Origin of the sequence: Streptomyces sp. NPDC086519 (assembly GCF_040686075.1) — a bacterium.
In the GTDB taxonomy this organism is placed as follows: domain Bacteria; phylum Actinomycetota; class Actinomycetes; order Streptomycetales; family Streptomycetaceae; genus Streptomyces; species Streptomyces shenzhenensis.
The window spans coordinates 13139-26695 of record NZ_JBFBJL010000019.1 but is presented as its reverse complement, the minus strand read 5'-3'; the positions used below and the strand labels follow the sequence as shown (position 1 = coordinate 26695).

Genomic DNA, 13557 nt, shown 5'->3' with positions numbered 1-13557 from the left:
TCTCCTCAGATCCGTCCGGCGGGCTGCGGCCGGGCGTCGGACGGGGACACGGTCTCGGTGAGGGCGGCGGCGATCTCCCGGACGTGTGGCTCGCCGACGATCTGGTAGTGGTCGGCGTCGACGTGGTGCAGCCGGTACGGCGCCGGGAGGTGGGCGTCCCAGGCGCCGGGGGCGGTCGGATCGGGCGCGAGCGCGGCCTCGGCCACGGGGCGGACCGCCAGCCATACGGCGGCGGGCGTCCGGCGCAGCCTCGGCAGCCGGTGCCCGGCCATGGCCGCCAGGTTGGCGCGGCAGCAGCGCGCGAGCCGCTCGGCGTAGACGCGACCGGACTCCGCGAGCCCGTCGGCCGGGTCCGCGCCCGAGGCCGCCGGCCGCCCCGCGCCGTGCCCCGGGCCCGTCGGCCGCCCCGTGCCGTTTCCGCTCAACTCGCGGGCGAACACGGCCTGTATCCGCTCCTCGTCATAACCGGCGAGGCGCTGCCCGGCACCGGGCGGCGGCGGATCCAGGAGATGCAGGGCGGTCACCGGCCGGTCCTCGGCCTCGGCGAGCGCGGCCATCGACAGCGCGGTCCACGCCCCGAACGACCAGCCGGCGAGCGTCAGGCGGCGTTCGGGTTCCGGGAACTCCCGTCGTACGGCGGCCAGGTAGTGCGCGGCGCGCTCCTCGATGGGGCGCTCCGGCAGCCCGGGGTCGCGCAGGGCGGGGTCGGCGATCAGGCAGACGGTGCGGTCGTCCGGCAGGGCGGACACCAGCGGCCGGTAGGCCTGGATGTCCCCGCCCACCGGATGCACCAGGCACAGCACGTCCGGCCCCGGGCCGCGCTGCCACACCTCGACGTCCACCGAGCCGTACGGGCGGACACCGCCGTCGAGGTGGCCGAGGATCTCCGCGAGGCTCACCCGGTGGCTGAGCCGGGACAGCTCGATGTCGGTGCCGTGCCGGCGTTTGATCTCGTCGAGCAGCTCCAGCAGGGTCAGGGAGTCGGCGCCCAGGTCGTACAGGGCGGCCTGCGGGTCGACGGTGTCCACGCCGAGCAGGCCGAGGAGGATTCCGGTGATCTGCGCGCCGAGGTCGGCCGGTACGGGCACGGCCGGTTCGGGGGCGGGTTCGGCGGCCACCGGTTCGTACGCGTAGAAGGCCCGTGCGGCCGTCAGGTCCGTGGTGCTCACCATGAGACACGGCAGTTGGAGGTGGAGGGCCCGCTCGAAGACGGCCGTACCCTCCTGCGGGGTCAGCGCCACGGCGAGGTGGTCCCGGTGCCGGGCGTCCGCCCGGCCGGCGTGCCGCTGGGCCATGCCGACGTCCCGCCACGCGTCCCAGCCGACACTGGTGCGGACGGTGGCGTCGCCGCCGGGCGCGGTGCGATGGGCGTAGGCGTCGAGGCAGGCGTTGGCGGCCGCGTAGTCGAACTGGCCGACTCCGCCGAACCGGGCCGCCATCGAGGAGCAGTACAGGACGTGGTCGGGGGCGTGTTCGGCGACGAGCAGTTCGACCAGCAGGGCGCCGCGCAGTTTGGCCGCCGTGACACCGCGGGCGGCGGCCGGCTCGCGCCGCGCCAGGAGCCCGCCCGCGGCGCTCCCGGCGGCGTGCACGATGCCGGCCAGGCCGTCCAGCAGCGGGCTCAGCCGGTCCGCGACGGCCGCGGGTTCCTCGGCCGCCAGGTCGGCCGTGACCAGGGTGACCCGTTCGCCGAACTCCCGTAGCACGGCGGGCACTTCGGTGCCGCGGGCCACCAGGACGACCCGGTTGCCGGGGTGCCGCAGGAGGCTCGCGGCCAGGGTGGTGCCGATGCCGCCGGTGCCGCCCAGGATCAGATGGGTGCCCGGCGCGGCGGCCGGCCGGGGTGTCTCGCCGACGGGCACCGGCACGCTGGTGGGATGCCACCAGAAGCCGTCCCGCAGGGCCGTCGCCCGGTCGGCGACGGCGTCGTCGAGGAGCAGGTCGGGCAGGCGGGCGGCCCAGTCGGCCGGGTGCGGGCCGGGCAGGTCGGTCCAGCGCAGGGTGACGCCCAGTTCCTGCCGGGGGACTTCGAGGGCGGCGGCGAGCAGGCCCGCCTCGGGGGTGTGCACGCTCCCGGTGACCGGCTGCGCCCGCTGGGACAGCAGCCAGGCCCGGGGCCGCCGGGGCTCCGGGCGACCGGCGAGGGCCAGCGCGAGGGCGGCGACGGTGTCGAGGCAGGCCCACTGGGCCGTCTCCAGCGCTGACGCGGTCAGGCTGCCGTCGAGGGCGAGCGGCAGCGCGTGCAGCCAGTCGACGGCCGGTCCGTCCGCGCCGGCCAGGCGGCCGAGCAGGTCGGCGAGCTGCCCGGCGTCGGCGACATCGGCCTCGTAGCGGTCGTCGCCGAGCCGGGTCAGCCGCTGCCCGGCGCGCACGGTCACCACCCGGGCGTAGTGGCGTTCCAGGAACCGCCAGCTCTCGCCGTCCTGGCCGGGGCCGATCACCACCACGGCGGTACGGCCGGACACCGCGGGCCCGGTGCGGGCGCGCCGCGAGCGCGTCCACAGCGGCTGGTGCAGCCACTGCGCGGCAGGCAGCCGGGAGGTCCCGGACCGCTCCTCGGCGGGGCGGGGCAAGCCGTACTCGGCGGCGCGCGAAGAGCCCTTCCCGGCGGCGCGCGGAGCGTCGCGCTCGGGGGCGCGCGGGTAGTCGTACTCGCTCGTGTCGAAGGCGGGCGGCGGGAAGTCCCAGGGCGCGGCGGCCGGACCCGCCGGCCATGCGACGGTGCGGCCGGCCGTCCATGCCTCGGCGAGGGCTTGCGGGTCGCGGCCCTCGACCGGCGGTGCGTCCCGGGACGGGGGCGCGGTGACCGCCGGCAGGGCCCGCAGCCAGGCGACGGCCGAGGCGGCGTCCGGGCAGACGGCCGCCGCGCGGTGGGCCAGGGCGGGCCGCCCGGCCTGGAGGTGGCGCAGCACCTGGGGGTAGGCGTCCGGACGGGCGGTGAGGTAGTCGGCGACGCGGCGCGCGTCCGCGCGGACCGCGGCCTGCGAGGCGCCGGACAGCACCAGGCACGGCAGCGGCTGTGCCGGGTCCGGGTCCGGTACCGGGTCCGGCTGCTCCAGCAGCACATGGGCGTTGGTACCGCCGATGCCGAAGCCGCTCACCCCGGCCACCCGGCGCGGGCCGGCCGGCCAGGGCTCGGCGGCGACCGGGATCCGGAACGGGCCGTCGGCGATCTCCGGGTTGAGCCGGCCGAAGTCGGCCGTCGGCGGCACGACCCCGTGGTGCACGGCGAGCACCGCGCGCACCAGGCCGGCCACGCCCGCCGCCGCGCCCAGATGCCCGATCTGGCTCTTCACGGACGACAGCGCCACCCGCGCGTCCGCCGCCAGTCCGTACGCCTGCCGCAACGCGGCCGCCTCCACCGGGTCGCCGAGCCGGGTACCGGTGCCGTGCGCCTCCACATACCCGACGTCGCCGCCGGAGCGACCGCTGCGGTCCAGCGCCGCGCGGATCGCCGCCCGCTGCCCGGGCAGTGACGGAGCGCTGTAACCGAGCTTGCCGGAACCGTCGTTGTTGAGGCCCGAGCCGGTGACGACCGCGTACACGGTGTCGCCGTCCCGGCGGGCCGCGGCCAGCGGCTTGAGGACGACCACGCCGGTGCCGCTGGCCCCCACGGTGCCCTCGGCGTCCGCGCTGAAGGGCCGGCAGTGCCCGTCGGGGGAGAAGATGTGCTGCGGCCGGTAGGTGTAGCCGTCGGTCAGTTCGGTGTCGACGAGGACCCCGCCGACGAGCATCACGTCGGCGTCGCCCTGCCGCAGCATCCCGGCCGCGACATGCACCCCGGCGAGCGAACTGGAGCAGGCGGACTGGAGCGTGAACGCCGGTCCGGTGAGCCCGAGATGGTAGGCGGCCTTGGTGGCGAGGAAGTCCTTCTCGTGGTGCAGGGCGAGCCGGAAGGAGTCCGGCAGCAGATCCGGGTCGCCGTCGCGGAGCATGCGCTGGAAGTAGGTGTTCTCGCCGCAGGAGGCGACCAGACCGACCCGCAGCCGGGCCGGCTCGCCGATTCCGGCGTGGGCCAGGGCCTCGGCGCAGTTCATCAGCAGCTGACGCTGCTGGGGGTCCATCAGCCGGGCCTCGTGCGGGCTGATCGTGAACCGGCCCGGGTCGAACGCGAGCGGCCCCGCCAGCTGGCTGCGGGCGCCGACCCGGCCGCCGTCCGCGGCGAAGTGCTCGATGCCCCGCCGGCCGGAGACGACCAGGTCCCAGAACGCGGCCAGGTCGGGCGCGCCCGGCAGCCGGACGGCCATGCCGACGACGGCGACGGGCTCATCCGCCCGCCGAGCGCTGCCGGACGCCCCCGGCCGGCGCGTCGGGGCGTCCCGGGTGGCGCCGCCGTCCGTCACCAGCCGGGCCAGGGCGCGCAGCGTGACGTGCTCGAACAAGTCCGGTACGGAGAACGGGAGATCGCCCTCTCCCGAGCATCTGAGCTGGAAGCGCATCAGGTCCAGGCTGGTGGCACCGGCGTCGAGGAACCGCTCGTCCACGCCGACGCTCCGCCCGGTCGCCGCCCGGAACAGCTCGGCCAGCCGCAGCTCCAGCGGCGACAGTCCGGCGTCCGCGCGGTCGCCCGGCCGCAGCTCGCGCCCCGGAGCGGTGAGCGCCGCCCGCCGGTCCACCTTGCCGCTGGGGGTGCGCGGCAGGTCCGTCACCCTGCGGAAGGCGGCGACCCGGACGTAGGCGGGCAGCAGCCGCGCCAGCCGCCGGGTCAGGTCCGCCGGGTCGGGATCCGCACCCCGGCACTGCAGGACGGCGACCAGCCTGCCGTCCAGCACGCCCGCGACCGCGTTGACCACCTCGTGGCACCCGAGCAGCGCGGCCTCGACCTGACCCAGCTCCAGGCGGTGGCCGCCGAGTTTGACCTGGCCGTCGTCGCGGCCGGCGTAGTGCAGCAGGCCGCGCTCGTCGAAGCGGGCGCGGTCCCCGCTGCGGTAGAGGGTGCCCAGCTCGGGGTCGTCGACGAACCGGTCGTGATGGTCGGCGGGATCGCCGAGGTAGCAGCGGTTCGCCATGGGACCGCCGATGAGGAGGTCGCCGGTCACACCCGGCGGGACGGGCAGACCCCCTTCGTCGACCACCCGCAGCACGGCCCCCGCCACCGGGCGCCCGATGGCGGGACGCGCCGGCCAGGCAGCCGGGTCGCCGTCCAGGCACAGGGCGCTGACGACATGGGTCTCGGTCGGACCGTAGTGGTTGAACAGCCGGGCGCCGTCCGGCAGCCCCGCGAACCAGCGCCGGATCGCGTCCGTACACACCAACTGCTCGCCCGCGGTCACGACATCACGCAGCCGGGACGGGAACACCCCCGCGCGCACGCCGTGTTCGGCGAGCAGCTGCAACGCCACGTAGGGCAGGAAGATGCGTTCCGCGCCGCCCGTCTCCAACTCGCGGAGCAGTGCCGGCACGTCCTGCCGCCAGGCCGGGCGCACCAGGCGCAGCTCGCCGCCGGAGCAGAGGGTGGTGAGGATCTCCTGGAAGGAGACGTCGAAGGAGAGCATGGAGAACTGCTGCGTGACGGCGGGCCGTTCGAGTCCTCCCGTGGTCCGCTGCCAGGTGAGCAGGTCGCACAGGGTCCGGTCGGGGACCCGGACGCCCTTGGGGGTGCCGGTGGAGCCCGAGGTGAACAGGGTGTAGAGCGGCCGCAGTCCGCGGTGCCGGTACGGCACCGGCGGCGCGGTGGGCGTGCGGGTGAGGGTGACGACGTGCCGCGGCAGGTCCGGCGGGGCGATCGTGGCCAGGACGTCCAGGTCCTGGGCGCCGGTCAGGACGCACAGCGGGGCCGCCTGGTCGAGCACATGACGCAGCAGGGCCGCCGGGTAGGCGGGGTCGAGGGGGACGACGGTCAGGTTGCGGCGGGCCGCCGCGAGAAGGGCGACGACATGCTCGACGGACGGCTGGAGGTAGAGGGCCACGGACGCCGGGGCGGCGGGATCCTCCGGCACGCTCAGGAGTGACGCCAACGCGTTGGCCTGGGCGTCGAGTTCGGCGTACGTGAGGGTGGTGCGGCCGAGGGTGACGGCGGGTGCGTCGGGAGTGCGGGCCACCTGGCGGGCGAACCCCTCGGCGACCGTCGCGAAGTCCGGTTCCGCCGGGGAGCCGTGGGCGGCCCCCGACGAGCGGTACGGGGCGACGAGCGCGCGCAGGGTCAGGTCACCGTCGCCGGTCAGCCGGTCCAGGGCCCGCCGGAACAACCGGTCCGCCGCTTCGGCGCGTTCGGCGCCGAAGTCGTCCCGGTACTCCCAGAGACAGCCGAACCCCGACTCGTCCTCCACCACCGACAGGGTCAGCGCGCACTTGGCGCCCGCGGGCTCGGGCCACAGGGGCTCGATCGCACAGCCCGCCAGCCGCAACGCGGAGAACTCCGTGTTCTCCAGGACGAACATGTAGTCGAAGAGCGGCGAGCGGTCGCGGAACGCCGGCGCGGACAGCACATCGGCGAGGAGGATCTCCTGCCCCTCCAGCACCCGGCGCACGGTGTCGGCGTGCGCCGTGAGATGGGTGCCCAGCAAGTCGTCGGGCCGTACGGCGAGGTCGAGGAGCACGGTGTTCGCGAACATGCCGACGCTCTCGGCGAACTCCGGGCGCGGCCGGTTCGCCACCGGAGCGGCGACCAGCGGCCGGGCCTGCCCGGTCACGCCGTACAGGCACGCGGCGAACGCCGACACCAGCAGCTGGAACCTGGTCAGGCCCAGTTCCGCGGCACGCCGGTCCAGCGCGGCACGGCGGACCAGGTCGAGGGAGGTGCGCAGCAGCCGGGCCCGGGCCCGCGGCCGGACCGGGGACGCGGACTCGGGAGCGGGCCGGGCGGGTGACGGTTCCGGCGCCTCGGCGTAGTGGTCGCTCAGCCGGGTGCGCAGCCGCTGGTATCCGGCGGCCGCCCGCCAGTGCCGCTGCCAGCGGGCGAGGTCGACAGGACCCGTGGCCGGGGCCGGACGTTCCGCCTCGCCCGCGTAGGCGCCGGTGAGGTCACGGAAGAGGAGGTTGAGCGACCAGCCGTCCACGGCCGCGTGGTGCAGATGCAGTAGCAGCAGACCGCCGCCGGCGTGCTCCGCCCAGGCGGCCCGCAGCATGTGGGGCTCGGTGAGGTCGAAGCGGTGGGCGAAGAAGCGGTCGGCGGTCTCCTGCCAGGGCTCCCCCTCGCGGGCGTCGAGCGGCTGCCAGGGATCGTACGGCGCCTCGGTGCGCTGCCGCAGGCCGTCTGGGGCGGGGACCAGCCGGGTACGCAGGGCAGGGTGGCGTTCCACCAGCGTGCGCAGCGCGCGGCGCAGCGCCTGCCCGTCGACGGCCCCCTGGACGCGGAAGGCGAGCGGCACGTCGTAGGAGCGGTCGTCCGGGTCGCGCCGGTGCAGGAACCAGAGGCGTTCCTGTTCACTGGTGGCAGGCCCCTCCGCGGCGGCCGTTGCGTCGGTTGCGGGTGGCACGGGCGGCCGCTCGTCGGCCGGAGCGGTGCGCACGGCGTCCGCGAGAGCGGCGAAGTCGGCCCGCAGCACCAGGTCCTGGGGGATGTCGACGCCGTACCGCTCCTGGATCTCGAAGCGGAGACGCAGCGCCTTCAGGGAGTCGCCGCCGCTCGGTATCCAGCGGTCGTCGGGACGCAGACCGCCGACGCCGAGGACGCCCTCGGCGATCTCCAGGACGGGACGCTGCTCCGGGCGGACGGCCACCGCGTCCGCACGGGTGCCGCGCCACGGTGTGGCCGCCTCGCGCAGCAGCGCGGCCTGGTCGACCTTGCCGTTGGCGGTCAGCGGGAGTTCCGGGACCAGGTGGGTGTGGTGGGGCCGCATGTACGGCGGCAGGGCGGCGGTGAGATGACGTTCGTAGTCGGCGAAGGAGAGGCCGTCGTCGCCGAGGACGAGGAAGGCCAGCAGCTCGTGGCGGTCCGCCGTGTCGCGCCGGGTGCAGACATGGGCGCGGCGCACGGCGGGCAGGGCCAGGATCTGCTGCTCCACCTCGCCGGGTTCGATGCGGAAGCCGCGCACCTTGACCTGCCGGTCGGCGCGTCCGACGTGGTGCACGAGCCCGTCGGCGTCCCGGCGTACCAGGTCACCGGTCCGGTACCAGCGGCGCGCGGAGCCGTCCTCGTCCGGCAGGTGGACGAAACAACGCCCGGTCAGTTCCGGGAGATTGCGGTAGCCGCGCGCCAACGCCGTACCGGAGAGGAGGAGTTCTGCCACCTCGCCGTCCTCCGCGGTGCGCCCGTCGGCGGTGCGCAGCAGCAGTCCGGTTCCCGGGAGAGCGGTGCCGATCGGGACCGACGAGTCGCCGTCGACGTCACGGGGGATCGGGTGGTACAGGGCGAACGTCGTGGCCTCCGTCGGCCCGTACACGTTGTAGAGGACCGTGGCCGCATCCGGGTTGGCGTCGTACCAGGCGCGGATCGCGCGCGCGTCGAGCCGTTCGCCGCCGACCAGGACCTGGCCCGCGTCGGCGAAGCAGCCGGGAACCTTGTCGACGACCGTGTTGAAGAGGGCCACCGTGATGAACAGGGTGTCGACGCGGCGCTCGCGCAGCACGGCGGCCAGCCGGTGCGGGCTGTGCACCTCGGAGTCGTCCAGGACGACGCAGACGCCGCCGGTGAGCAGCGGGGCCCAGATCTCGAAACTGAGCGCGTCGAAGGCCGGGTTGGACAGGCACGCGAAGCGGGCGCCGGGCCGCGGGTCGAGCCAGCCGGGCCGGGCCAGCCGCAGCACGCCCGCGTCGGTGACCTCGACGCCCTTGGGGCGGCCGGTGCTGCCCGAGGTGTAGAAGAGGAAGCCGGCCGGGTCGCCGTCGCAGGTGGGCGCGGACGGCTCCACCGCCACGGATGCCGCAGCCGGGCCGAGGAGCAGGCCGGCGTCGATCCCGTCGGCGTGCCCGGCCGTGCCGTCGTGGACGACCGTGACGGCACCGGAGTCGTCGAGGATGTGGCGCTGGCGGTCGGGCGGGCTGAGCCGGTCGAGGGGGACCACCGTGGCCCCCGCGCGGCGGATGCCGAGCATGACGCACACCAGTTGCCAGGAGCGGGGCAGGCAGACCGCGACGGACTGCCCGGCGGCCACGCCCTGTTCGCGCAGCCTCGCGGCTACCCGGCCGCTGAGCAGGTCGAGTTCCGCGTAGTCGAGCAGGCGCCCGCCGTCCTCGACGGCGACGGCCGACGGCGTGCGGTGCGCCTGGGCGAGCACGGCTTCGGCGAGTCCGGGTGCGGCCGGTCCGGCCTCGGCCGGTCCGGTTGCGGGGAGTGCGGCTTCGGCGAGTCCGGTTGCGGGCAGTGTGGCTTCGGCCGGTCCGGTTGCGGGGAGTGCGGCCTCGGCGAGTGCGGCTTCGGGCAGTGTGGCTTCGGCGAGTCCGGTTGCGGCCGGTCCGGTCGCGGGGAGGGAGGCTTCGGCGAGTCCGGTTGCGGGCAGTGCGGCCTCGGCGAGTGCGGCTTCGGGCAGTCCGGCCTTCGGCCGTGCCGGCTCGGTCGACCCGGCCTCGGCAGGTCCGGAGGATGCGGTGCGGTCGGTCATCGCGCTTCTCCCGCCGGTACCGCGACGGAGTGCGCCGCGCGCGTCGACTTCCCCTCGTGATGGGCGAGTTCGGCGGCGAGCAGCGCGGCCACCCGGGCGGTCTCGGAGCCCTCCAGGATCTCCCAGTGGTCGCAGGCCATCGTCTCCACGCGGAACTCGCCCTGCGCGCGCCGCCGCCAGAAGGCCCGGACCTCGGCGTGGAAGGGGGTGTCGCCGTCCGGCACGGCCTCGGCGAGGACCAGCCTGGCCGGGGAGGCGGCCGGTACGTGGTCGCGGGCGGTGAGCCGGTTGTGGTTGTAGATCCGGAAGTAGCGGTCCACCTGGGCGTCGTCGATGCCGGGGTACATCCCGTTGAACCGTACGAGTTTGTCGCGGAACTCGGCCGCGTCGACGGCGGTGATCGCCGCGCGGGCCTCACTGTCGTCGGTCGCCTGCGTGTCGAGGAGGACCACGCTCACATCGCCGCGCCCGGCCTGCCCGAGCAGGCGCCCCATCTCGTGGGCGACGAGCCCGCCGTAGGAGAGCCCGGTCAGGACGAGCGGACCCTCCCCGAGGGGTTCGAGGAGGCGCAGATACGTCTCGGCCATGGCCGCCACGCTGGGCAGCACGTCCTCTCCCGGGTTCACGCCGGGGGACTGGATGCCGTACAGGCCGGCGTGTGCGGGCAGGTGGGCGGCGAGGGGCAGGTAGCAGAAGGCGGTGCCGCCGGCCGGGTGCACGCAGACCACCCGCGGGCCGCTGCCCCGGCGGAACTCGATCAGGCTGCCCGGGGCGCGGTGTGCGCCGTCCTCGCGCAGCAGCGCGGCCAGCGACTCGATCGTCGGCCGCACCATGACCTCGGCGACCGGCAGCCGCCGGCCGAAGACCTCGGTGACCTCGTGGGCCATCTTGATGGCGGACAACGACGTGCCTCCTACGTCGAAGAAGTTGTCGCCGACGCCGATCGAGGGGTGGAGCAGAACGCGCTGCCATATCCGGTACAGGGCGTGCTCGACGTGGTCGCGCGGGCTTGCGGTGTTGACCTGGCCGGACGTCTGCTCGTGGACCAGGCGCAGCACAGTGGCGCGGTCGAGTTTGCCGCTGCGGCTCAGCGGCAGGGCCTCCAGGTCGAGGACGACGGCGGGCACCATGTAGTCCGGCAGGCTGCGGGCGAGGGCCGCGCGCCAGTCGGCGCTGGTGCGCGCCGCGGCGGCACCCCGGCCCACGGCGGCCACCAGCCGGGGCCGGCCCGCCGGGTCCCGGTCGGGGAGGACGACGGCCTCGCGGACGCCGGGCAGCCGCGTCAGCGCCGCCTCGATCTCGCCCGGTTCGATCCGGAAACCGCGCAGCTTCACCTGGTCGTCGGCGCGCCCCGCGTAGTGGAGCAGGCCGTCGTCGCCCCAGCGGGCCAGGTCGCCGGTGCGGTAGACGCGGGCGCCGGGCACGAACGGATCCGGCAGGAAACGTTCCTCGGTGAGGTCGGGGCGGCCCAGATAGCCGCGGGCGAGGGCCGCTCCGCCGAGGTGGACCTCCCCGACGACCCCGGGCGGGACCGGTTGCATCCGGGCGTCCAGGACGTAGCAGCGGGTGCCGGGCAGCGGGCGGCCGATGGGGCACGGGCGGTCCAGCGGGCGGGGGTCGTGGTGGGCGGTGCTGTAGAGGGTCGCCTCGGTGGGGCCGTAGCCGAAGCAGATCCGCAGGCCGGGCAGCCGCTCCGTCATGCGGTGCAGCGCGGCCTCGGTCAGCGACTCGACCCCGGTCAGCAGCTTGCGCAGACGCAGGCCGCGCAGCCGTCCGTCCGGATCCTCGTCGACCCATTTGACGTAGGCGGGCGGCAGGAACGCCTGCACGATCTCGTGCTCACGCAGCCAGGCGAACAACGCCTCCGGGTCGCCGCGCACCTCCTCGGGGACGATGTGCAGCGTCCCGCCGGTGGTGAGGGGCAGCAGGAGTTCGTGGACCGAGGCGTCGAAGCCGATGCTGGACCAGGCCGAGCCCGCCTCACCGGGGGCGGTGCCCATCCGGTCGTGCCAGGCCGAGAAGAGGTTGAGGACGCTGCGATGCTCGACGGCGACCCCCTTGGGGCGTCCGGTGGACCCGGAAGTGAAGATCACGTAGGCCAGTTGGTCCGGGGCCCGGGTGATCCCGGCCGGCGGCCGGCTCCAGGCCGTCCCCTCGGCCTCGGGCTCGGCCGCGACCTGGACTTGGACTTGGACCTCGGCCTCGACCGTGCGGATGTCGAGCCAGTCCCGCGGGCGGTCCGCTCCGGAGTGGTCGCTGAGGACCACGGGGCACACGGCGTCCTCGACCATGGCGGCGAGGCGTTCCCAGGGCTGGCCGGGGTCGAGCGGGAGATAGGCGGCACCCGCCTTGAGGATGCCGAGGATGCCGACGGCCAGGTCGACGGTGCGGCGCGCGTGCAGTCCGACGACGTCACCCGGGCGGACGGCACGGCCGACGAGGGCGTGCGCGAGCCGGTTGGCGCGCCGGTCGAGCGTCGCGTAGTCCAGCGCGTGCTCGCGGTCGGTGACGGCGGTGGCGGTGGGGTGCGCGCGGGCCCGGGCCTCGAAGAGTTCGGTGAGACCGGAGGCCGCACGCAGGGCGGTAGCGGTCGCGTCGGACGGGTCGCGGGCCTCCTCCCGTGCCCCCGTCGCGTCGCCGGCGCCGATCAGCGCCTGGCGCTCGCGCGGGTCCATCAGCTCCAGGGTGTCGACGGTGCGGTGCGGGTGCCGGGCCATGTCGGTGAGCAGGTGTCGCAGGTGCCCGGCCCAGCGTTCGGCGGTGGCGGTGTCCAGCAGCGCGGTCGCGTGGTCGAGGTGCCCGGTGACCCGGCCCCCGGACTCGGTCGCCGACAGGGCGAGGTCGAACTTGGCCGGGGCGTGCGCGATCGGCAGCGGCGTGGTCTCGACGCCGGGCAGCTTCAGCAGGTCGTGCCGGTCCGGGACCCAGGCCAGCATGGTCTGGAACAGCGGGGTGTGGGCCGCGCTGCGGGGTGGGTTCACCACCTCGACGATCCGCTCGAACGGCAGGTCCTGGTGGGCCAGGGCGTCGCGGACCACCGCACGGGTCCGGGCCAGGGCCTCGGCCGCGGTCGGGGAACCGGACAGGTCGACGCGCAGCGGGAGCGAGTTGACGAGGAAGCCGATGAGCCCGGCCGCCCCCGGACCGCGGCGGCCCGCGACCGGGCTGCCGACAACGATGTCCTGCTGCCCGGACAGCCGGGAGAGCAGCACGGCCCAGCCCGTGAGCACTGCGACGAACAAGGTGGCCCGGTGCTCCCGGGCCAGGGCGCGCAGGGCGGCCGTGACGTCCGCGTCCAGCTCGAACCCGACCCGACCGCCGGTGTAGGCCTGCTCCGCCGGGCGCGGCCTGGCCAACGGCAGTTCGAGCACGGCCGGGGCGTCGGCCAACACGCCCTTCCAGTAGGCCTCTTGGGCGGCCAGGGCGCCACTGCGCACGGATTCCCGCTGGGCGTCCGCGTAGTCCGCGTACTGGAGCGGCAACCGCGGCAGTCCGGCCGGCACCCCCGCCGTCAACGCCTCGTAGACGAGCCCCGCTTCCCTCATCATCACGTTCATCGACGCGCCGTCGTAGATGCTGTGATGGAACGTCAGCAGCAGCACATGGCGCGCGGGGCCGAGGGCGAGCAGCCGGCCGTGCCACAGCGGACCGGCCGCCAGGTCGAACTCCCGCTCCGCCTCCTCCCGCTGGCACTCCGCGACCCGGCCCTCCGGGTCGGCCGCGGCGCTGAGATCCTCGACGTCCAGGGCGATGCCCGAGCCCGCCGGGTCGATGTGCTGACACACCCCGCCGGCCTCGGCCACCAGCCGGGTCCGCAGCGTCTCGTGCCGGTCGGTCAGGACGTCGAAGGCGGCGGCCAGGACGCCGCGGTCGAGCGGGCCGGTCAGGAGGAAGGCCAGGGTCTCGTTGTAGGCGGTGTTCCCGCCAGGGAGCTGGGCGAGGAACCACAGCCGCTGCTGGGCGAAGGACGCGGGCCGGACCCGGGGGGCCGGGTCCGCGGGGACGTGGCGGGGGGTGTTCTGCGCCGGCAAAGCCTGGCCTTCCTGTCGGGGGACGGGACCGGGGACGGAACAGA

Annotated in this window: 2 protein-coding genes; both read right to left on the bottom strand. The window is 75.5% G+C overall.

Features of this window, described 5'->3' with window-relative positions:
* Positions 1-5 precede the first annotated feature (5 nt).
* Entirely contained in the window at positions 6-9482 is a 9477-nt protein-coding gene (locus AB0P24_RS19555) for an amino acid adenylation domain-containing protein (protein ID WP_365795566.1), read from the bottom strand.
* On the bottom strand, positions 9479-13513 hold the full coding sequence (locus AB0P24_RS19550; protein WP_365795564.1) for an amino acid adenylation domain-containing protein: 4035 nt from the start codon (positions 13511-13513) through the stop codon (positions 9479-9481). The genes AB0P24_RS19555 and AB0P24_RS19550 overlap by 4 nt, the downstream gene beginning before the upstream one ends.
* Positions 13514-13557 lie beyond the last annotated feature (44 nt).